The 21,235-nt window shown below is 65.4% G+C and carries 22 protein-coding genes; 10 read left to right on the top strand and 12 right to left on the bottom strand.

The annotated features are described in order from the left end of the window. Positions 1 to 65: 65 nt before the first annotated feature. Together I3J27_RS10905 and I3J27_RS10900 are read right to left on the bottom strand one after the other, a co-directional pair. Entirely contained in the window at positions 66 to 1,172 is a 1,107-nt protein-coding gene (locus tag I3J27_RS10905; protein ID WP_270168631.1) for an amino acid ABC transporter permease, read from the bottom strand. A 2-nt stretch (positions 1,173 to 1,174) separates the two neighbouring features. Continuing rightward, complete coding sequence (locus tag I3J27_RS10900) at positions 1,175 to 2,362, bottom strand: amino acid ABC transporter permease (protein ID WP_270168629.1); 1,188 nt, start codon at positions 2,360 to 2,362, stop codon at positions 1,175 to 1,177. An 86-nt stretch (positions 2,363 to 2,448) separates the two neighbouring features. Here I3J27_RS10900 and I3J27_RS10895 point away from each other — a divergent pair, with 86 nt between their 5' ends. From I3J27_RS10895 to I3J27_RS10880, 4 genes are all read left to right on the top strand, one after another. Beyond that, complete coding sequence (locus tag I3J27_RS10895; protein WP_270168627.1) at positions 2,449 to 3,321, top strand: MurR/RpiR family transcriptional regulator; 873 nt, start codon at positions 2,449 to 2,451, stop codon at positions 3,319 to 3,321. Positions 3,322 to 3,324: 3 nt separating this feature from the next. Then, a complete protein-coding gene (locus tag I3J27_RS10890) occupies positions 3,325 to 4,674 on the top strand; it encodes an aspartate aminotransferase family protein (protein WP_270168625.1) in 1,350 nt (449 codons plus the stop codon). Between the two features lie 12 nt (positions 4,675 to 4,686). Continuing rightward, the gene (locus I3J27_RS10885; protein WP_270168623.1) at positions 4,687 to 5,697 is read left to right on the top strand and encodes an amino acid ABC transporter substrate-binding protein; all 1,011 of its coding nucleotides are present in this window, start codon (positions 4,687 to 4,689) and stop codon (positions 5,695 to 5,697) included. 61 nt (positions 5,698 to 5,758) lie between these two features. Next, a complete protein-coding gene (locus I3J27_RS10880; RefSeq protein WP_270168622.1) occupies positions 5,759 to 6,397 on the top strand; it encodes an aspartate/glutamate racemase family protein in 639 nt (212 codons plus the stop codon). Here the strand turns inward: I3J27_RS10880 and I3J27_RS10875 are convergent. Continuing rightward, positions 6,394 to 7,041, bottom strand: coding sequence for a TetR/AcrR family transcriptional regulator (locus I3J27_RS10875; protein ID WP_270168620.1), 648 nt, complete (start codon positions 7,039 to 7,041; stop codon positions 6,394 to 6,396). The genes I3J27_RS10880 and I3J27_RS10875 overlap by 4 nt on opposite strands. Positions 7,042 to 7,196: 155 nt before the next feature. Here I3J27_RS10875 and I3J27_RS10870 point away from each other — a divergent pair, with 155 nt between their 5' ends. The 5 genes from I3J27_RS10870 (at position 7,197) to I3J27_RS10850 (ending at position 11,970) form a co-directional block, all read left to right on the top strand. After that, positions 7,197 to 7,406, top strand: coding sequence for a ferredoxin (locus tag I3J27_RS10870; RefSeq protein WP_270168618.1), 210 nt, complete (start codon positions 7,197 to 7,199; stop codon positions 7,404 to 7,406). Positions 7,407 to 7,468: 62 nt separating this feature from the next. After that, complete coding sequence (locus tag I3J27_RS10865) at positions 7,469 to 8,689, top strand: cytochrome P450 (RefSeq protein ID WP_270168616.1); 1,221 nt, start codon at positions 7,469 to 7,471, stop codon at positions 8,687 to 8,689. 29 nt (positions 8,690 to 8,718) lie between these two features. Continuing rightward, a complete protein-coding gene (locus tag I3J27_RS10860; RefSeq protein ID WP_270168614.1) occupies positions 8,719 to 10,041 on the top strand; it encodes an MFS transporter in 1,323 nt (440 codons plus the stop codon). An 18-nt stretch (positions 10,042 to 10,059) separates the two neighbouring features. Beyond that, positions 10,060 to 10,722 (top strand): sulfite oxidase-like oxidoreductase, encoded by a 663-nt coding sequence (locus tag I3J27_RS10855; RefSeq protein ID WP_270168612.1) that lies wholly within the window; start codon positions 10,060 to 10,062, stop codon positions 10,720 to 10,722. Positions 10,723 to 10,746: 24 nt separating this feature from the next. Next, entirely contained in the window at positions 10,747 to 11,970 is a 1,224-nt protein-coding gene (locus tag I3J27_RS10850; RefSeq protein ID WP_270168610.1) for a bifunctional alpha/beta hydrolase/OsmC family protein, read from the top strand. 77 nt (positions 11,971 to 12,047) lie between these two features. On the opposite strand, the gene pdxR is transcribed toward I3J27_RS10850, so the two are convergent. Then, positions 12,048 to 13,478 (bottom strand): MocR-like pyridoxine biosynthesis transcription factor PdxR, encoded by a 1,431-nt coding sequence (gene pdxR, locus I3J27_RS10845; protein ID WP_270172687.1) that lies wholly within the window; start codon positions 13,476 to 13,478, stop codon positions 12,048 to 12,050. Between the two features lie 100 nt (positions 13,479 to 13,578). Between pdxR and I3J27_RS10840 the strand changes: the two genes are divergently transcribed. Then, entirely contained in the window at positions 13,579 to 14,493 is a 915-nt protein-coding gene (locus tag I3J27_RS10840) for a DMT family transporter (RefSeq protein ID WP_270168608.1), read from the top strand. On the opposite strand, the gene I3J27_RS10835 is transcribed toward I3J27_RS10840, so the two are convergent. The 8 genes from I3J27_RS10835 to paaB form a co-directional block, all read right to left on the bottom strand. Further along, a complete protein-coding gene (locus I3J27_RS10835; protein WP_370691948.1) occupies positions 14,472 to 15,530 on the bottom strand; it encodes a YeeE/YedE family protein in 1,059 nt (352 codons plus the stop codon). The genes I3J27_RS10840 and I3J27_RS10835 overlap by 22 nt on opposite strands. Continuing rightward, complete coding sequence (locus tag I3J27_RS10830; protein ID WP_270168606.1) at positions 15,530 to 16,534, bottom strand: quinone oxidoreductase family protein; 1,005 nt, start codon at positions 16,532 to 16,534, stop codon at positions 15,530 to 15,532. The genes I3J27_RS10835 and I3J27_RS10830 overlap by 1 nt, the downstream gene beginning before the upstream one ends. Before the next feature lie 182 nt (positions 16,535 to 16,716). Further along, positions 16,717 to 18,048 (bottom strand): phenylacetate--CoA ligase PaaK, encoded by a 1,332-nt coding sequence (paaK, locus tag I3J27_RS10825; RefSeq protein WP_270168604.1) that lies wholly within the window; start codon positions 18,046 to 18,048, stop codon positions 16,717 to 16,719. A 29-nt stretch (positions 18,049 to 18,077) separates the two neighbouring features. Continuing rightward, the gene (gene paaI / locus I3J27_RS10820; RefSeq protein ID WP_270168602.1) at positions 18,078 to 18,527 is read right to left on the bottom strand and encodes a hydroxyphenylacetyl-CoA thioesterase PaaI; all 450 of its coding nucleotides are present in this window, start codon (positions 18,525 to 18,527) and stop codon (positions 18,078 to 18,080) included. 53 nt (positions 18,528 to 18,580) lie between these two features. Further along, on the bottom strand, positions 18,581 to 19,663 hold the full coding sequence (paaE, locus tag I3J27_RS10815; protein WP_270168600.1) for a 1,2-phenylacetyl-CoA epoxidase subunit PaaE: 1,083 nt from the start codon (positions 19,661 to 19,663) through the stop codon (positions 18,581 to 18,583). A gap of 2 nt (positions 19,664 to 19,665) precedes the next feature. Next, the gene (paaD, locus tag I3J27_RS10810) at positions 19,666 to 20,169 is read right to left on the bottom strand and encodes a 1,2-phenylacetyl-CoA epoxidase subunit PaaD (RefSeq protein WP_270168598.1); all 504 of its coding nucleotides are present in this window, start codon (positions 20,167 to 20,169) and stop codon (positions 19,666 to 19,668) included. Continuing rightward, positions 20,163 to 20,939, bottom strand: coding sequence for a 1,2-phenylacetyl-CoA epoxidase subunit PaaC (gene paaC, locus I3J27_RS10805; protein WP_270168582.1), 777 nt, complete (start codon positions 20,937 to 20,939; stop codon positions 20,163 to 20,165). Before paaC ends, paaD begins: the two co-directional genes overlap by 7 nt. Next, complete coding sequence (paaB, locus tag I3J27_RS10800) at positions 20,939 to 21,226, bottom strand: 1,2-phenylacetyl-CoA epoxidase subunit PaaB (protein WP_008136594.1); 288 nt, start codon at positions 21,224 to 21,226, stop codon at positions 20,939 to 20,941. The genes paaC and paaB overlap by 1 nt, the downstream gene beginning before the upstream one ends. Positions 21,227 to 21,235: the final 9 nt, after the last annotated feature.

The following is a 21,235-nucleotide window of genomic DNA, read 5'->3' as shown; positions in this document are numbered from 1 at the left end:
TCTCGTGCCCCGGACGCAGCGCAGCGCCTCTTAAGCGGTGCGCTGCAGAGCCGGGACACGGGGCGTCACCTTCCGCTCGTCGCCTCAAGGCTCCGGCTATACCGCGACATCGCGAAGCAGAAGACAAAATAGATCGCGGCAACGAAGATGTAGACCTCGACCGAGAATTGCTGCCAGGCGGGATCGATGATCGCGGTCTTCGCCGTCGTCAGCAGGTCGAAAATGCCGATGATCAGGACGAGGCTGGTGTCCTTGAAGAAGGCGATGAAGGTGTTCACCAGCGGTGGGATGACGTGGCGGATCGCCTGCGGCAGGACGATCAGGCGATGCTTGCGCCAGTAGGACAGGCCGAGCGCGTCGGCGGCCTCATACTGCCCGCGCGGCACGGCCTGTAGACCGCCGCGGATGACCTCGGCAAGATAGGCGCCTGCGAACAGGATGATCGCGATCTGCGCGCGCAAGAGCTTGTCGATGTTGAATCCGCTCGGCATGAACAGCGGAAACATCACGCTCGCCATGAACAGCAGGCTCACCAGCGGCACGCCGCGGATCAGCTCGACATAGAGCACGCTGAGCGAGCGGATCGCCGGCAGTTTTGAACGCCGGCCGAGTGCGACGAGGATGCCGAGCGGGAAGCCGAAAGCCAGACCAAAGGTCGCCAAAATCAGCGTCACCGGCAATCCGCCCCAACGGTCCTGCGACACGAAGGAGAGTCCGAACACCCCGCCCCACATCAGAATGCTGATCAGCGCGAGCGCGCCGATCCAGAGAAGCGCCAGCTCGCGCCGCCACAATGCGCGGCGGGTCGAGAGATAGAACAGCGTGATGAACAGCACGACTGACAGCGCCGGCCGCCACTGCTCGTCGAACGGATAGGTGCCGAACAGGATGAAGCGATATTTTTCGGGGATGATCGCCCAGCAGGCGCCGAGGCCGCGTGCCGCACGGCAGGCGCTGGAGTCGTTTGCCGGCGTCAGCCAGACCGCATTGGCGATGCCCCACTGCACGAAGCTGAAGATGCCCTTGGCGAGCACCGCCAGCAGCACGACCGAAAGAATGCCGTTCGGGATCGACGAGAACAAATTGGTGCGCAGCCAGCGCAGCGCCGGGTTGCCGATCTGCGGGCGGCGAGCAGCGCGCGGGACGTCTGGAATGTCGGTGATCACCGTCATGATCAGCGCTCCACCAGCGCGATGCGCGCATTGTACCAGTTCATGAAGAAGCTGATACCGAGGCTGATGGTCAGGAACACCGCCATGATCAGCGCGATCGCCTCGATCGCCTGCCCGGTCTGGTTCAGCGTGGTGTTGGCGATCGAGACCACGTCCTGGTAGCCGATTGCGACCGCGAGCGAGGAGTTCTTGGTCAGATTGAGATACTGGCTCGTCATCGGCGGCACGATGACGCGCAGCGCCTGCGGCAGGATGATCTGCCGCAGCATGAAGCTGCGCCGCAGGCCGAGCGCATTGGCAGCATCCCACTGCCCGCGCGGCACCGACTGGATGCCGCTGCGCACGATCTCGGCGATGAAGGCCGAGGTGTAGGTGACGAGCGCGATCAACAAGGCAAAGTATTCCGGCGCGAGCGTCAGCCCACCGACGAAATTGAAGCCGCGCAGCGCCGGCCACTCGATTGTCCAGGATACTCCGAGCGCCACGGACACTGCCGCCGGCAGCGCGAGGACGAGGCCAACCGCAAAGGGCCAGGCCGGCCGCGGCTTGCCATCCCGCATCTGCTGCGCGACGAGCCATCGCTGGATCAGAAAGAACGCGACAAGCCCGAGCACCGCCATCCCAAGCACCCAGAGCTGCGGCGGGCCCACCGGGATTGCCGGCAGGATCAGGCCGCGATTGGACAGGAACACGCCCTCGACCGGTCGCCACGCCGCGCGCGCGGCCGGCAGCGCTTGCATCAGCACGTACCAGAACAGCAGTTGAAGCAGCAGCGGGATGTCGCGCAGCGTCTCGACATAGACAGCAGCAAGCCGCGACAGCAGCCAGTTGGCCGACAATCGCGAGATGCCGATCAGCGTGCCCAAAACGGTCGCGAGCACGATGCCGATCACAGCGACGCGCAAGGTGTTGGCGACGCCGACGACGAAGGCCCAGAGGTAGGCGTCTCTCGGATTGTAGGCGAGTAGGCTGTCGGCGATAGGCATGCCGGCTTCACGGCCAAGAAAGGCGAAACCGGTGGTGATGCGGCGGGCCGTGAGATTGGTGACGGTGTTGGACCAGAGGAAGGCGATGATCGCGACGGCGATCCCGACCACCAGCACCTGCCAGAACAGGCCTTTCAGCTCGCGGGATCCCCATGCGCCGAAGAGGCGACGGCGCGGCGGCGGTCTTGGAGCGTCTGACGTCACAGCACAAAAATCCTTCTGAAGAGCACGATTTCCGGCGGCGCACGTCAACTGTTGCACCGATCTGAAAACCGTGCAACAAATGTTTCATGGCCGAGCCCGCGAAATCCTCGCCCTTGAGCGAACTGCGCATTGCATTGCCATCGCTCCCCCTGCGCCTGCAGGAGGTCGGCCGTTTCGTCGCCGCCAATGATTACGACGCCACCACCCGTTCGATGCGCGATCTCGCCGCGGAGGCCGGTGCCGATCCCGCCGCGTTCACGCGGCTCGCCAAGGCGATCGGCTATTCCGGCTGGGACGAGCTGCGCGCGGCGCTGACGGAAGCACGGCGGCCGTCGCCGACATCGCCTTTCTCCGGCCGCGCCAAGAGCCGCCGCCACGGTCCGAATGCGGATATTGCGCTCGTCATCGACAAGCTCGAGGCCGAGGCCGCCGGCCTTCCGCGCATTCCCGCCCAGCCGATTGCGGACGCGGCCCGCGCGCTGCATGACGCCAAGCGGATCTGGATCGCCGGTTACCGAAGCTGCCGGAGCGTCGCGGAGCTGCTGAATTATGAGCTGCGCCTGTTCCGTCCCGAGCAGGTGCAGCTCGTCGGCACGTCCGGCCCCGATGATCTCGATCTCGGCGCTATCAGGCCCGGCGAGGCCGTCATCGTCGTCGGCTTCCTGCCTTACACCCATGCGAGCGTCCGCGTTGCGCAAGCCGCCCATCATGCCGGCGCGAAACTGATCGCGATCACGGACAGCCTCTCGGCGCCGATGGCCGAAGGCGCCGACCACGTGCTGCTGTTCGAGGCGGCCTCCTCGCCCGGCTTCTTCCCCAGCCTCACCGGCGCCATCGCGATCGCGCAGTCGCTCGCCGCGGTGACGTTCTCGCTCGGCGGTGCGGCCGCGAAGAAGCGCCTGGAAAATACCGAGGCGCGGCTCGCCGCCGCCTCCACCTACGTCTCAGAGAAAGGTTGACCCATGGCCGCTCGCACCAGCCGCGTGCTGCACCGCTCGCTCCGCGAAACGCCGCCCAGGGCGATCGGCGGCGAAGGCGTCTATCTCTTCGCCGAGGACGGTCGGCGCGTGATCGATGCTTCCGGCGGCGCGGCCGTCTCGTGCCTCGGCCACCAGCATCCGCGCGTGATCGCGGCGATGACGAAGCAGGCCTCGACGCTGGCCTATGCGCACACCGCCTTCTTCTCGTCCGAGCCCGCCGAGGCGCTGGCCGAGACGCTGGTCGGGCACGAGCCCGGCGGTCTCGCCTATGCCTATTTCGTCAGCGGCGGATCGGAGGCGATCGAGGCCAGCATCAAGCTCGCGCGGCAATATTTCATCGAGCGCGGCGAGACGCAGCGGCAGCACTTCATCGCGCGGCGGCAGAGCTACCACGGCAACACGCTCGGCGCGCTCGCTGCCGGCGGCAATGCCTGGCGGCGCGCGCCGTATGCGCCGTTGCTTTCCGGCGCTTTCAGCCATGTGACGCCCGCGTTCGCCTATCGCGAGAAGCACGACAGCGAGTCTGACGCACAATTCGTGGCGCGGCTGGCCGCCGAACTCGAAGCCGAATTTCAGCGGCTCGGCCCCGACACCGTCGCGGCATTCCTCGCCGAGCCCGTGGTCGGCGCCACCGCCGGCGCGGTGACCGCGCCGGACGGCTACTTCAAGGCCGTGCGCGAGATCTGCGACCGGCATGGCGCGCTACTCATTCTCGACGAGGTCATGAGCGGCATGGGCCGCACCGGCACGACGCACGCATGGGAACAGGAAGGCGTCGCGCCGGACATCCAGGCGATCGCAAAGGGGCTCGGCGGCGGCTACCAACCGATCGGCGCGATGCTCGCAAGCGGCAAGATCATCGACACCATCCGCTCAGGCTCGGGCGCGTTCCTGCACGGCCACACTTATCTGGCGCATCCCCTCGCTTGCGCCGCCGCGCTTGCGGTGCAGGATGTGATCCGCGAGGACGGCCTGCTCGACCGCGTCAAGGAACGCGGACGACAACTCGAGCAGCGACTGACCGAGCGCTTCGGCAATCACCGCCATGTCGGCGACATCAGGGGTCGCGGCCTGTTCTGGGCGATCGAGCTCGTCGCCGATCGGACGACACGCTCCTCGTTCGATCCGGCGCTCAAGCTGCATCAGAAGATCAAGGCAGAGGCCTTCGCCAACGGGCTTGGCTGCTATCCCGGCGGCGGCACCGTGGACGGCGTCCGCGGCGACCATGTGTTGCTGGCGCCGCCCTATATCACCTCCGCGGAGGAGATCGACCTGATCGTCGACAAGCTCGGCACGGCCGTCGACAACGTGTTGTGTAGTGTCAATCACTGAGGGGAGAGTAGCATGAGGCAAGTGGTTATCGCAGCGGGCGTGCTCGCGGCATCGACGGTTGTGGCGCCGGCGGCGACGCTGGACACGGTGAAAAGCCGCGGCACGCTGGTGTGCGGCGTCAGTGCCGGCTTTGCCGGATTCTCCGCGCCGGACTCGCAAGGAAATTACAAGGGGCTCGACGTCGACTATTGCCGTGCGCTCGCCGCCGGCGTGCTCGGCGATGCCAGCAAGGTGCGTTACGTCTCGCTGACGGCGCAAAACCGCTTCACGGCGCTGCAATCGGGCGAGATCGACGTGCTCTACCGCAATTCGACGCAGACCTATTTGCGCGGCGTGACGCTCGGCCTGCGCCAAGGCCCGATCAACTTCTACGACGGCCAGGGTTTTGTCGTGAAGAAGGACCTGGGCGTAAAGGACATCAAGGATCTCAAGGGCGCTACCGTCTGCGTCGCGCAGGGCACCACGCATGAAGTCACGCTCGGCGATTACGGCCGCGCCAACGGCATCGACTGGAAGCCGCTGGTATTCGACCGCGTCGACACCATGTACCAGACCTTCTTCGGCGGCCGCTGCGACGCCATGACCCAGGACGCTTCCGCGCTCGCCGGCGCCGTGACGACCGCGGCGCCGAACCCGGCCGACTACGTCGTGCTGCCGCAGACCATCAGCAAGGAGCCGCTCGGCCCGTTCACCCGCAACGGCGACGAGGTCTGGAGCGATATCATCACGTGGCTGCATTCCGGCCTGATCGAGGCCGAGGAGCTCGGCGTCACGCAGGCCAATGTCGAGGAGATGACGAAGTCGCAGACGCCGGCGATCCAGCGCCTGCTCGGTGCCTCCGGCGACCTCGGCTCGCGGCTCGGGCTCGACAACAAATGGCTGGTCACGGCAATCAAGGCCACCGGCAATTACGGCGAGATCTACGAGCGCAATGTCGGCAAGGCGAGCCCGCTCAAGCTCGACCGCGGCCTCAACGGCCTCTGGAGCAAGGGCGGCTTGATGTACGCCATTCCGTTCAAGTAAAGAGCCCCTCACCCCGGCCCTCTCCCCGTCAGAACGGGGAGAGGGAGAAAAGACGACTCCCATGCGCATCGCCCTGATCCACGCCCTGAAGCACTCCATCGCCCCGATCGAGGCGGCGTTCGCGAAGGCGTGGCCGGAGGCGCGGCTGATGAACCTGCTCGATGATAGTTTGTCGGCGGATTTGGCGCGCGACGGCCGGCTCAACGACGCCATGACCGAACGTTTTCTCGCGCTCGGGGATTATGCGGCAGCGACCGGAGCGAACGGAATCCTGTTCACCTGCTCGGCGTTCGGCCCCTGCATCGAGGCCGTCGCGCAGGCCCATGCGCCGATGCCCGTGCTCAAGCCGAACGAGGCCATGATCGAGCGAGCGGTCAAGATGGGCAAGCGAATCGGGCTGCTCTCGACCTTCCCGCCGACGCTGATCTCGATGCCGCCGGAGTTTCCGGCCTCGGTCCAGGTCGTGCCGAAGCTTGCCGAAGGCGCGCTGGCGGCGCTCGACCGCGGCGACCGCGCCGCGCACGACAGGCTGATTGTGGAAGCTTCAAAGGACCTGCGCGATTGCGACGTCATTGCGCTGACCCAGTTCAGCATCGCGGCAACGGCGCCCCTGGTCGCCGAGGCCACCGGCCGGCTTGTCGTGACAACGCCAGACAGTGCAGTCGATAAGCTGATGAAGCTACTGAAGGCGAAAGCTTAAGCGCCGGCTTTCTTCTGGCGCCGCGCATCCTTGATCGCGACCGCGAGCGCGGCCCTGGTCTCGTTCACGAAATCCTCGACCAGTTCCTCGCGCGTGGCATGCGCGGCCTCGCCGGTGAACAAGCCCTGCTCCGCCAGCATCACGACCCCGTGCAGCGCCGCCCAGATCTTGAGCGCTTGCCGCTCGCGCAGATAGCCGACGGCCGGGGCCTCCAGCGCCTCGATCACGAGCGCAAAGGTCTCGCGCGTCGCCTCGTGCAACTCGCTGCCCTTGGCCGCGCAGGACACGGTGCGCGATGCGAACATCAGGCGATAGATGCCGTTGCGGCGCAGACCGAAGTCGAGCGTCGCCTGTGCCAGCCGCGACAATTTCGATTGCTTCGACGACTTGGCCATCGCCTCGCGCAGCACTGTCGAGAGTTGCCGGAACGCCTCCGCCGTCACTGCCGCAAGCAGCGCCTCGCGATCGGCGAAATGCCGGTAGGGCGCCGGCTGCGAAACGCCGAGCTGCTTCGCCAGCGCCTTGATGCTGATCGCCTCGGCCCCGCCCTGCTCCGCCTCGCGCAACGCGGCCTTGATCAAGGCGTCGCGGAGATCGCCATGGTGGTAGGTGTTCCCGGGCTTGCGGGCGAGTTGTGAACGCATGTTGCGGCGAAGCCTATAAGTTTGCGCTTGACAGGGGAAGCCTGTCGCGAATGTAATAGTATATAACTTAAAGCTCGCGGCAAATGCCGCGGATAAAACTCACATGAGGAATGCGCGCCGCCCTTTCGGCCCGCGCACACGCCGAGGAAGCCGCCATGACCGAGCGACTGAAGGTTCACGTCGATCCCGACAAATGCCAGGGCCACGCGCGCTGCAAGGCGCTGGCGCCGGAGCTGTTCGAGCTCGACGAATACGGCAACGCCCATGAAGCCGGGAACGGCATCGTGCCGCCCGGCCTTGAAGACAAGGCCTGGCTTGCCAAATCCAACTGTCCGGAAATCGCGATCGATGTGATCGAGGAGTAGCGCGACCCCTGTCCGCGCGCCCTGCGTGCCTTCCGCGAACACGAACCCCGAGGGATTCCGAGATGTCCGACGTCAGCCAGCCCGCCGCCCATCCGCCCGTGACCGACTGGGTCAACGATTTCGACCACACCGATCCGCAATGGACGGACGATCCCTTCCCGATCTGGGACGAGCTGCGGGCCGCGAGCCCCGTCGTGCATACCGAGCGCTTCCTCGGCTGCTATATGCCGACCACCTATGACGCGGTGCGCGAGATCGCCAACGACCCCGAGCATTTCTCCTCGCGCCGGATCATCGTCCGCGACGTCCGGCCCGAACTCACCAGGAACGCGGCCCCGCCGATCACCTCCGATCCGCCCGTGCACAAGCCGGCCAAGCAATTGCTGCTGCCGCCCTTCACGCCGGATGCGATGAAGAAGCTGGAACCGCGGATGCGCGCCATCTGCAACGAGCTGATCGACGGCTTCATCGCCGACGGCAAGGTCGACGCCGCTGCGCGCTACAGCAAATACATCCCGGTTCAAGCGATCGCGCACATGCTCGGCATCCCCGAGAGCGACAGCGATCTCTTCATCAACTGGATTCACATGATCCTGGAGCTCAGCATCAAGGACGAGAGCAAGCTGCTTGAGGCCGTGCAGGAGATGAGCGCCTATTTCAGGACGCAGATCGAGGAACGCAGGTCGAGGCCGACCGACGATCTCATTTCCTATCTGATGAACGCCAAGGACAAGGAAGGCCAGCCGCTGGAAGAATCACACGTGCTGGGTTCGCTGCGACTGCTGCTGATCGCCGGCATCGATACGACCTGGAGCGCGATCGGCTCCTCGCTCTGGCATCTCGCCAGGACGCCGGCCGACCGCGAGCGCCTCATCGCCGAGCCCGGGCTGATCCCGACCGCGGTGGAAGAGCTGCTGCGTGCCTATTCGCCGGTGACGATGGCGCGCGAGGTCGTCAAGGAGACCACGGTCTCCGGCTGTCCGGTCAAGGCGGGCAACATGGTGCTGCTGTCCTTCCCGGCGGCGAACCGCGACCCCAAGATGTTTCCGGACGCTGACAAAGTCGTGATCGACCGCCGGGAGAACCGCCACGCCGCCTTCGGCCTCGGGATCCATCGCTGCGTCGGTTCCAACCTTGCGCGCATGGAGATGCAGGTTGCACTGGAGGAATGGCTGAAGCGCATTCCGGACTTCGCCCTCGACCCGGCCGGCACCGTGACCTGGTCGCAAGGCACGGTCAGAGGCCCCCGCCAGTTGCCATTTTTGCTCGGAAGGGCGATGTAGGCCTTTCCAAACGCGCGGAGAGGCCGGACGTGACAGAGCAAGCAACCCAACCGGCCTCCGACCACATTGACATCGCCGACGCCAGGCGCCGGATCAAGGCGATCTTCATCGGCTCGATCGGCAATCTCGTCGAGTGGTACGATTTCTACGCCTATACGGCGTTCGCGCTCTATTTCGCTCCAGCCTTTTTCCCCGGCAACGACCCTGTCGTGCAGCAATTGAACGTCGCCGTCGTGTTCGCGGCGACCTTTCTGATGCGGCCCCTGGGCGGCTGGTTTTTCGGCTATCTCGCTGACCATTTCGGCCGTCGCATCTCGCTGACGCTGTCGGTCGTCTTCATGTGCTTCGGCTCGCTGATCATCGCGCTGACGCCGACCTATGCGACGATCGGCCTTGCGGCACCGGTGATCCTCGCGCTCGCCCGCGTCATCGAAGGCCTGAGCCTCGGCGGCGAATATGGCGCCAGCGCCACGTACTTGAGCGAGGTCGCCGACCCCAGGCACCGCGGCTTTTATTCGAGCTTTCAATACGTCACGCTGATCGGCGGCCAGCTCACCGCCATCATCGTGCTCCTGCTGCTGCAAAAAGTCTTCCTCACGCCGGAGGAGCTGAAGGCCTGGGGCTGGCGCATCCCGTTCGCGATCGGCGCGGCACTCGCGATCTTTGCCGCCGTAATGCGGCGCGGCCTGCATGAGACCGAGGCGTTCGAGGAGGCGAAGAAGGTGGTGAAGCCGACCGGCTCGCTCACCAATCTGCTGCGCTATCCGCGCGAGCTGCTACTGGTCGTCGGCCTGACCGCCGGCGGCACCGCGGCGTTCTACACATTCACCACCTATATGCAGACCTTCGTCAAACTCTCGGTCGGGCTGACCGAGGACCAGACCACCTTCGTGATCTTCGGCACGCTGATCTTCGCGACCATTCTTCAGCCGATCTACGGCGCCATCTCCGACAAGATCGGCCGCAAACCGCTGCTGATCTTCTTCGGTGTCGCCGGCACGCTCGCGACCGTGCCGCTGCTGATGACGCTGAAGGAGACCAAATCGCCGTTCATGGCGTTCATCCTGATCTGCTGCGCCTGGCTTTTCGTCGCCGGTTACACGTCGATCAACGCGGTGGTGAAGGCCGAGCTGTTCCCGACCAACGTCCGCGCGCTCGGCGTCGGCCTGCCCTATGCCATCACGGTCTCGATCTTCGGCGGCACGGCGCCGGCCATCGCGCTCTATTTCAAGAGCATTGGGCACGAAGAATGGTTCTACTATTATCTCGCCGGAATCATCTGCCTGTCGCTGATCATCTATTCCACCATGCGCGACACCAAGCACGCCTCCGCGATGCACCGCCACGAGTAGCCCATTTACGAGTAGATCATGGCCGACGACAACGAGCCGCCCGACAGCAAGCTGACGCGCACCAAGGAGAAATGGGCGCGCGAAGGCCGCTTCCTCACGGGAAAGGTCACGCGGCCGGAAGACCAGCGCCTGCCGCCAGGACAGCACCTGACAAAAGACTGGCCGGTGCTCGATCTCGGCGTAGTGCCCCCGGTCTCGCGCGAGCGCTGGCGGCTCGACGTCTATGGCGCGATCGAGAACCCGGTGTTCTGGACCTTCGCCGAGTTTGCCGCACGGAAGCAGGCGCAATCCACGTCCGACATCCATTGCGTGACGACATGGTCGCGCTACGACAATCTGTGGGAAGGGCTTGCGACGCGCGAGCTGCTTGCGGCGTGCCAGCCGCGCGAGGATGCGCGCTTCGTCGTGCTGCATTCTTATGACGGCTACACCACCAACCTCGCGCTGGACGACTTCGCGGCCGAGGACGCGCTGCTCGCCCATAGCTGGTCGGGCCAGCCGCTGTCGGACGAGCATGGCGGCCCGGTGCGGCTGGTCGTGCCGCATCTCTATTTTTGGAAGAGCGCGAAGTGGCTCCAGGCGATCGAGTTCCTGACCGACGATGCGCCGGGCTTCTGGGAAGTTCGCGGCTATCATAACCGCGGCGATCCTTGGGCCGAGCAGCGCTATTCAGGCGATTAGGGTCAAGCAACAGGGGGGAAGCCCATGCCGACGGAACGCTTCCAATTCACGGGCGAAGGCGGCCATCAGCTCGCAGCCGCGCTGGAGCTGCCGGACGGCGAGCCCGCGGCGTTCGCGCTGTTCGCGCATTGCTTCACCTGCGGTAAGGACACACTGGCGGCAAAGCGCATCTCGGTCGCGCTCGCCGCCAGGGGCATCGCGGTATTGCGCTTCGACTTCACCGGGCTCGGCTCCAGCGAAGGCGATTTTGCCAATTCGACCTTCTCCTCCAACGTCGCCGATCTCGTGCGTGCCGCCGATCATTTGCGCACGACCCGCAAGGCGCCGTCGCTCCTGATCGGCCACAGCCTCGGCGGCGCGGCGATCCTGGCAGCAGCCGGCAAAATTCCCGAGGCCAAGGCGGTCGCGACCATCGCGGCACCTTCCGATCCCGCGCATGTCACCGGCCTTTTCAGGGAGCATCTCGACAACATCCGCGCGCAGGGCGAGGTCGAAGTCTCGCTCGCGGGCCGCCCGTTCCGGATCAAGCGCGAATTCCTCGACGACATCGCCGAGCACGAACTGATGGAGGACATCACGGGACTGCACAAGGCGCTGCTGGTGATGCACTCGCCGGTCGACGACACCGTCGGTATCGACAATGCGACGAAGATCTTTGTTGCGGCCAAGCATCCCAAGAGCTTCGTCTCGCTCGACCATGCCGATCATCTCTTGGCCAAGCCCGCCGACGCGCTCTATGCCGCGGACATGATCGCAGCCTGGGCCAGCCGCTACATCGACACGGCAAAACCAGCGAAAGCGATGGATCTCCCTGAGGCGCCGCGCAAGGTCGTCGTGCAGGAGACCCGCAAGAGCAAGTTCAACCAGATCGTCACCGTCGGCCCGCATCATCTGGTGGCTGACGAGCCGGTCGCCGCCGGCGGTGAGGATGCCGGCCCCGGCCCTTACGACTTCCTGCTGGCCGGCCTCGGCGCCTGCACCTCCATGACCATGCGCCTTTATGCCGACCGCAAGTCGCTGCCGCTCGATCGCGTCACCGTCACGCTGAGGCACTCAAAAATCTACGCCAAGGACTGCGCCGAGTGCGAGACGCGGGATGGCATGCTCGACCAGATCGAGCGCGACATCGCAATCGACGGCGCGCTCGATGCCGAGCAGCGCAAGAAGCTGATGGAAATCGCCGACAAGTGCCCGGTGCACCGGACGCTGACCTCGGAGATCCGTATCGTGACGAAGGCGGTGGACTAACGCGCTAAAGCGCGATGAGATTAGGAAAACCGCTGCGCACTTTGCGCGAACGCGGCCCTTCGGATCCGGATCATGCTCTAGAAGCACGACGCCATCGTCCGCACCGCCGCGCTGATCTCGCTCTCACGCCAGGCCGCAAAGCCGAGCAGCAGGCCGTGATCGCGCGGCTGGCCGAGCGCCAGGCTGGACAGGGCTCGCGTCTCAACCCCCGCGGCAACCAGCCGCCTGACCGCGGCCTGATCGGCCCGGCCGCGCTTGAGGCGGGCGACGAGCTGGATGCCGCCCGAGGGCACCTCGACCGAAAGCACTTCGCCGAGATGGCGCCCCAGTCCTTCGACCAGGTGGTCGCGGCGCACGTGATAGAGCCGGCGCATCCGGCGCAGATGCGCGAGGAAATGCCCATCGGCAATGAACTCCGCCAGCGCTTCCTGGATGTGGCTGGAAGCAATCAGCCCGATATGCCGCTGCGCAATCTCCAAAGTGTCGACCAGCGCCGGCGGCACGACGAGATAGCCGAGCCGAATATCCGAGGTCATCGCCTTCGAGAAGGTGCCGACATAGAACACGCGGCCATGGGCATCGATGCCCTGCAAGGCCGGCACCGGCCGGCTGTCATAGTGGAATTCGCCGTCGTAATCGTCCTCCACAATCCAGGTCTTGCCGGGCCTGCTCATGCCAAGAAATTCAGTGCGGCGGGCCAGCGACATCAGCCGTCCGGTCGGATGCTGATGCGACGGCGTCATGAAGATCAGCTTTGGCGCGGCCGGTCCCGGCATCCGCTGCATGCCCTGCTCGTCCAGCCTAATACCCATCACGCGCGCACCGGAGGCACGGAAGGCGGCCGCGGCGCCGGGATAGCCGGGATCCTCGACCCAGACGTCATCGCCGGGTGAGACGAGCACCGCCGCAATCAAGGTCAGCGCAGCCTGCGCGCTTGGCAGGATCAGGATCTGGTCCGCGGTGGCGCGAACGCCCCTGCTGGTCGCCAGATAATGCGCCAGCGCCTCGCGCAGGCGCGTCCGGTTGACTGAGCCAAGCTCGCGTCTGGCCGCACGCACAGCGCGGCGGCGCAAGCAGCGCGCCCAGATCTCGTTCGGAAACTCCCTGAAATCACCATGCCCCGGACGCAACGGTTTTAGTGGTGCCTGATAGGACATCGGCCAGTCTGTCTGCTTGATCCTCGAAGCCCAAGGTGAGAGCTGCGGCTTGGCAGAGCGCCCCCGGGATGCGACGACACCCGCCGCTTCGATGCGCTCACCGCCGTCGACCATCACCACCGGGCGGCGCCCGTGTGACGCCGCTAGGTATCCCTCGGCGGCGAGCTGCTCGAATGCATAGGTGACTGTGTTGCGGGAGACGCCGAGATCGCTCGCAAGCGAGCGGCTCGACGGCAGCGCGATGCCTTTGCCCAGGCGGCCGGTCGCGATCAGGCTTCGGAGCTGGCTCGTTAGCTGCGCCGCCAACCCGTCGTCGCCGGCCCGCTTCAGGTCGATCAGCGCGGGGATCATCGTTCCTGAAACTGGCACCTTATTCCTTTCCGATCTGGCACTTTTTCAAGATCCAGCCGGGATGCTATCTCGCAGACCGCACTGCTTCAAGGATTCTGCGATGAACTCCCTCTCATCCCGCGCGGCTGTCGGCCTGTTCCTGATCGTCGTGCTGGCCTGGGGCGTCAACTGGTCGGTGACGAAGCAGCTCGTCCAGTTCCTTCCGCCGTTGTGGACGTCGGCGATCCGGAGCTGGATCGCGTTGGCCGCACTGTTCCTGATCCTCGGGCTCAGCAACAATCTGGTGATCCCGGAACGGCGCGACATTCCTGTGGTCCTCAGCGTAGCGCTGCTGCACATGACGGTGTTCTCGGTTCTTGTTGCGGCCGGTGTGCGCTTCCTGCCCGCGAGCAAGGCTATCGTGCTCGGCTACACCACGCCGCTCTGGGTCGCGATCGCCGCGCCGCTGCTCGGGAAGGACACGCTGACGGCACCAAAGCTCGCTGGCGCGCTGCTGGGCTTGATCGGGCTTGCTGTGATCTTGAACCCTACCTCGATCGACTGGACCAACGCCAACGTCGTACTCGGCGCCGGCATGGTCATCCTCGCCGCGATCTCCTGGGCGGCGAATATCATCTATATCCGCGCCCACCGCTGGATCGCCTCGCCGCTCCAGCTTCTGATCTGGCAGGTGCTGGTGGCGACGATCGTGCTGACGGTCAGCGCACTCGTCATCGAGGGCCTGCCGCACGCGGAGTGGTCGTGGAGGCTCGTCCTGCTGTTCCTGTATTCCGGCCTGATCGGGACAGCGCTGGCCTATTGGGCGATGTCGATGGTCAACAAGAGCATCTCGGCGCTGACGACGTCGCTCGGCACCACTGGCACGCCGCTCGTCGGCATCGCCAGCGCTGCGATCCTGCTCGGTGAGCCCATCGACATAAGTCTGGCCGTTGCGGCCGGACTGATCGTCGCCGGCATCGGCCTTGCGACCTTGGGCGACCGGCTGCTGCGCCGTCAGGCCACCGCGAGCGGCTGAACGCGCAGGCTACCGCGCAGGCCGGCGGCCGTGCCGAGCAGGATGCCGGCGAGCGCGACGAACGACCCCAGCGCGAGCGTCGATACACCGGTGAGCCCCTGCCCGATCGAGCAGCCGAACGCCATCACGCCGCCGATGCCCATCAGCGCAGCGCCACTCGCCGAGCGCAGCATGTGACGTGGCGATGAATAGCCTTCGAGATGGAAGCGGCCCGTGGCGAGTGCAGTGACCAGGCTGCCGGCGAAGACACCGGCGACCGTCGCAATGCCGAAATTCAGCGTCAGGCCGGTCGAAAGCATGGCGTATTGCAGGGAGTCCGCGATCGGAGCGATGAAGGTGAGCGAGGTGACGGGCACGGGATTGAAGTCGTCGGCACCGAGATAGCCAGTGACGAACCAGCCGCTCGCCACCAAGAGGCCGACAACGACACCGGCTGCAATCTGGCCCGGCGAACGGCGGAACGCCGGATGCGCAAAGGCAAACAGGACCAGCGTAACGACGATGACAATTGCGGCCAGTGCGCGTGAGATGGTTTCAGTGAGACCGAGCGTTGCGAGTAACGACGGCAGTGAATTGGCGCTGACAGTGGCTTGCGAGGCCTGAACCAGCGCGATGCGCGCCGGGGCGATCAGCCCCTTGAGCGTCATCTGCGCGGCAATGCCCAGCACGATCACGACGACGAAGGAGCGGAGATTGCCGCGACCGAGCAGCACCAGCGCACGCGAGCCGCAGCCGTTCGACAGCACCATACCGTAGCCGAACAGCAGGCCGCCGAGGAACAGCACCGGCACGGAAAAGGTTGGTTGCAGGTAGATCGACTTGCCGAGATCGACCATGCCGTTGCCGGCAAAGAACTGGCTGGCGGCGATCGCAACCGCGATTGCCAGCGCATAGGTCCGCACCAGCCGCCCGTCTCCGTCAGCAAGAAAGCCGCGCATGCTGCTCATCAGGCAGAAGCCGCTGAGCAGGCCAACGGCGCCATAGACGAGACCGATGACGAGGCCGGCGAAGATGACGAATTGGGCGGATTCCATCATTACGGCTTCAGGATCACGCGGTCCCGCGAGGAGCCGGCGACTGCGACGTACGCCTCCTTGGCCCGCTCGAGCGGATAGACGGCATTCGCGTTGATCGGAAACGGCTTCAAATGGCCGCTCGCAAAGCCCGGACCGAGGTCGCGCAGCACCGCGCCCGTTGCGGCCGACGACAGGCCGAGCGTGTCGATGCCGACATAGGTGTGCTGGCCGCGGTAGAATTCGAGGATGTTGAACTGCACGATGCGGTCGATCGCGGCGATCAGGATCTGGCGGCCGCGCAGTGCCAGCGACTTGTGCGCGGCCTGGAAATAGGGATCTCCGACTGTGTTGAAGACGATGTCGGCGCCCTTGCCGCCGGTCATTTCGCGCACGCGCACGGCGACATCAGTTGCGGAGGCGTCGATCACCTCGATCGGCGCGTTGGCATGACCTTCATAGGCTTCCGCCTTGCGCACCACGCCGATGACGCGCGCGCCCTGCCAGGTCGCGATCTGCACCGCGGCCTGACCGACCTTGCCGTTGACGCCGAACACCAAAACGGCCTCACCGCTCTTCGGCACGCCGGCGCGGCGAAAGCCTTCCATGGCGGTGACGAAGGGCACGCCGATTCCGGCGGCCTCTTCCCAGGACACAGTCGTGGGCTTCTCCACGACGGCGTCGGCATCGACCACGAGATGGCTGGCGTGGGTGCCGTCGCGGCGGATGCCGAGATCACCCGACGAGCCGAACACTTCGCGGCCGATCGTGCCCGCCGGCCCGTCGATCACCACGCCGGCGTAGTCGCGGCCGGGCGTACGCGGGAATACGGCGTAGGGCATCAGACCGGTCGCAGCCTTCACGTCGGACGGATTGACGGCCGCGGCCTTCACCTCGATCAGCACATCGTTCGGCCCGCGCGCGAGCGTCTGACGCTCGACGACCGGCGCGACCGCAGCGGCGTTCTCGGCCTTGGAATCGAGGCGCACGCAGCGCGCTTCGACGGTTTTAGGATCGGCTGACGACATCGAAAGACCCACGATTTCTCGCGGGCCTTGTCGCCCTTGGGGCGGGTCAAGTCAACCGCCTCCCCTCATCCTGAGGAGCCTGCGAAGCAGGCGTCTCGAAGGATGAAGGCCCCGCAGCGCGAGCGGGCCTCCATGGTTCGAGACGGCGCTCACGCGCCTCCTCACCATGAGGGGTGTGAGACCTAGTCCTTGGGCCGCTTGTCGTAGAGGCGTTTGGCCTTGCCGAGCGAGCGTTCCAGCGTGGCAGGCGCAACCACCTGCACCTTCGAGCTGATGCCTATCGTATTCTTGATGTGGGTCGAGATCCGGTCCGCGTGGTCGACGAGACCCCGTCCGTCCCAGCTTTCGGGCCGCGCCTCCGCGATGATTGTCAGCTCGTCCATGCGGCCTTCCCGGGTCAGCTCGAGGATGAAATGTCCGCCGCACCAGTCGGTTGCGAGCAGCACCTCCTCGATCTGGGTCGGGAACAGATTGACACCGCGCAGGATGATCATGTCGTCCGAACGGCCCGTGACCTTCTCCATTCGCCGCATGCCCGGCCGCGCCGTGCCCGGCAGCAGCCGCGTCAGGTCACGGGTGCGATAGCGGATCACCGGAAAGGCCTCCTTGGTGAGCGAGGTGAACACCAGCTCGCCCTTCTCGCCATCGGGCAGCACCGCGCCGGTCTCGGGGTCGATCACTTCGGGGTAGAAATGGTCTTCCCAGATGTGCAGACCGTCCTTGGTCTCAATGCACTCCTGCGCGACGCCGGGCCCGATCACTTCGGACAGACCATAGATGTCGGTCGCATCCATGTCGAAGGCCTCCTCGATCTCGCCGCGCATCGCATTGGTCCAGGGCTCGGCGCCGAAGATGCCGACCTTGAGCGAGCACTCGCGCGGATCGAGCTTCTGGCGCTTGAACTCGTCGAGGATCGCCAGCATGTAGCTCGGCGTCACCGTGATGATGTCGGGGCGGAAGTCGTTGATGAGCTGCACCTGCCGCTCGGTCATGCCGCCCGAGATCGGCACCACGGTGCAACCGAGCTTTTCGGCTCCGTAGTGCACGCCTAAGCCGCCGGTGAAGAGGCCGTAGCCATAGGCATTGTGGATGATCATGCCTGTCCGGCCGCCGGCGGCGCGGATCGAGCGCGCCATCACCTCCGACCAGGTGTCGATGTCGGCTTGCGTGTAGCCCACCACGATCGGCTTGCCCGTCGTGCCGGACGAGGCATGCACGCGCACCAGCTTTTCACGCGGCACCGCGAACATGTTGAAGGGATAATTGTCGCGCAGATCTGTCTTCACGGTGAACGGAAACTTCGCGAGATCGGACAGCTCGCGAAAGTCGGACGGGTGCACGCCGGCCGCATCGAAGGCCTTGCGATAATGCGCGACGTTGTCGTAGGCGTGCTTCAGCGACCAGGCCAGCCGCCGCGTCTGCAGCGCCATGATCTCGTCGCGTGACGCACGCTCATGCGCGTCCATCTCGGCGCTATAGGTGTTGCCACCTTCCTTGGGCCTCGTCAGAGCCATCCTCGTTTCCCCACATTTGTTCGTTCTTTTTATTTGTCCTGCTGTGGCAGCCACGTGCCGGGAATGACACGCGAATGCCCGCGGAATTCTGCAATGACCGTGTCGCCTGCGGTGACGCGAACGTCGTAGATGCCGGAGCGACCGCCGCGGGTCACCTCCCGCGCTTTCGCAACGAGGCGATCGCCGAGCTTGCCCGGTTTGATGAAGGTGATCTGGCCCTGTGCCGCCACGACACGTTCATTGTGCGAATTGCAGGCAAACGCGAAGGCGGAATCGGCGAGCGTGAAGATGAAGCCGCCATGGGCGATGCGCTGGCCGTTGACCATGTCCGGCCGCACATTCATTGCCAGCGTCGCAAAGCCCGGGCCGATCTCGACGATCTCCATGCCGAGCCCTTTGGAGGCATCGTCTTCCGCCCACATCGCTTCGGCGCAGGCGCGGGCAACATCCTCAGGCGACAGGGCGGCTTTGACGTTCACGCGCTTCTCCCGGCCAATTGTTTACTCATGATGTTCTGCTGGTTGGCCAACTGTCAAACGTGGTCGTAATCGACCACGACCCGATCCGACGACGGCTTTGCCTGGCAGGTGAGTACAAAACCGGCCTTCAGCTCCCAGGGTTCCAGCGAGTAGTTGATGTCCATCGGCGCTTCGCCCTCGACCAGCTTGGCGCGACAGGTCGAGCACATGCCGCCCTTGCAGGCGAAGGGCAGATCGACGCCGGCGCGCAAGGCGGCGTCGAGGATCGCCTCGTCCTCGGCGACCGGCACGTCGCGGCGCTTGCCGTCGATAATCAGCGACGCGATCGCCTTCGGCGGCGCGTCGGGCGCAACGACCTTCTTTGGCCGCGGCTTGCCGCCGAATTCGGAGACGAAGCGCTCGACGTGGATACGTTCATCCGCGATGCCGAGATCGCGGCAGGTCGCCTCGATCTCTTCGCTCATGCCGGACGGACCGCAGATGAAGACATGATCGACGCTTGCCGCCGGCACCAGCGAGCGCAACAGCACCTTCACCTTGTCGCCGTCGAGCCGGCCATGCAGGATCGGGATGTCCTGCTCCTCGCCGGAGATGACGTGGAAGATCGAGAGGCGATCGATGAAGCGGTCCTTCAGCTCCTCGAGCGCCTCGAGGAACATGATGTTGTCGGTCGCGCGGTTGCCGTAGAACAGGAAGAAGCGGCTGGCCGGCTCGCGCGCGAGGATGCCCTTGACGATCGACAGGATCGGCGTGATGCCGGAGCCCGCGGCAAAGCCGACATGGATGCGCCCGGCATCATCCGGCGGAACGAAGCCGAAACGTCCGGTCGGCGTCATCACGTCAAGCTCGTCGCCACATTTCAGCTCGTCCGCCGCCCAGTTGGAGAAGGCGCCGCCGTCGATCTTCTTCACGGCAATGCGGATCTCGCCGTCGTCAGGGCCGGAGCAGATGGAATAGGAGCGGCGCACCTCCTCACCGTCGAGCGTGGTGCGAAGCGTGAGGTACTGGCCGGGCGTGAAAGCGTAATCGCCGGCGAGTTCGCCGGGGATAACGAAGGTCATCGAAACGGCGTCCGACGCCTCGCGGCGGAGGTCGTTGACGGCCAGACGATGGAAGCGCGGTGCGGCTGCGGACATGGTCAATGACACTTGAAGTAGTCGAAGGGTTCGCGGCAGGCCTTGCAGCGCCACAGTGCCTTGCAGGAGGTCGAGCCGAATTCGGACAGCAGCTCGGTCGCCTCGGAGCCGCATTGCGGGCACACGACGGCCTGCTCGCCGAACAGCGCGCGGCGCGAGCCTCCGAACTGCGGCGGCGCGATGCCGTAGGCGCGGAGCTTGCGGCGGCCCTCTTCGCTCATCCACTCGGTGGTCCAGGCCGGCGAGAGCACGGTGTGGACCTTTGGTCCGCGAAAGCCGGCGCGCTCCAGCGCAAGCTCGATTTCAAGCGCGATCATGTTCATGGCCGGGCAGCCCGAATAGGTCGGCGTAATCGCGACCTCGACATGGTCGCCGTCGAGCACAACATCGCGGAGCACACCGAGATCGGCGATGGTCAGCACGGGGATCTCGGGGTCGACAACGCTCGCTGCAGCGGCCCAGGCACGCCGGCGCAACTCGTTGTCGCGTTCGAGCACGGTCACCATGTCTGCCCCGGGAATGTCCGCTGCATCGATTGCAGTTCGCTGAGGAGGTGGCCGAGATGCTCGCTGTGGCGACCCGCGCGGCCGCCCTGCTGCATCCAGTCGTTCTGCGGCAGGACCAGCGTTGCTTCGCCGGCGACATCGGCGAGCGTTGTCAGCCAGCGGCCGCGCAAGGTCCCGGGATCGACCGCGATACCGGCATGGATCAGGGCGCGTTCGCCCTCGTCGACGGCAAACATCTCGCCGGTGAAGGCCCAGAGCTGATCGATCGCGGCTTGCGCCCGTCGATGGCTCTCGTCGGTACCGTCGCCAAGGCGGATGATCCATTCCGAGGCGTGGCGCAGATGATAGGCGCTCTCTTTCTCCGACTTCGCGGCAATCGCCGCCAGCATCGTATCGCGCGAATCCATCATCGCGCGCCAGTAGAGATCGGCGAAGGCGGAATAGAAGAACTGCCGCACCAAAGTCTGGGCGAAATCGCCGTTCGGCTGCTCGACCATCAGCAGATTGCGGTATTGCCTGACGTCACGCAAATAGGCGAGCTTGTCCTCGTCATTGTCCTTGCCTTCGGCCTTGGCGGCGTAGCTGTAGAGCTCGCGGGCCTGGCCGATGAGGTCGAGCGCGATGTTGGACAGCGCCATGTCCTCTTCCAGCATCGGCGCGTGCCCGCACCATTCCGACAGCCGGTGGCCGAGGATCAGTGCATCGTCGGCGCGGCGCAGCGCATAGAGCACCAGCGGCGTTTCGGCGACCTGGATGTTGGCGCTCGCCATCACATGTGCCCCACTTCTTCGGGCACCTCGTAGAACGTCGGATGCCGGTAGATCTTCGATTCCGCCGGCTCGAACATCATGCCCTTCTCGGCGGGATCGCTTGCGGTGATCGCGGTCGACGGCACCACCCAGATCGACAGGCCCTCGCCGCGGCGGGTGTAGATGTCACGCGCCGCTTGAAGGGCCATGGTCGCGTCGCTCGCATGCAGCGAGCCGACATGCTTGTGGGCGAGACCGTTGCGGCTGCGAATGAAGACTTCCCACAGCGGCGTGTTCGGCGTGGCCATATTGATCCC

Origin of the sequence: Bradyrhizobium xenonodulans, assembly GCF_027594865.1 — a bacterium.
GTDB lineage: Bacteria > Pseudomonadota > Alphaproteobacteria > Rhizobiales > Xanthobacteraceae > Bradyrhizobium > Bradyrhizobium xenonodulans.
This window is presented reverse-complemented; position numbering and strand designations above follow the sequence as displayed.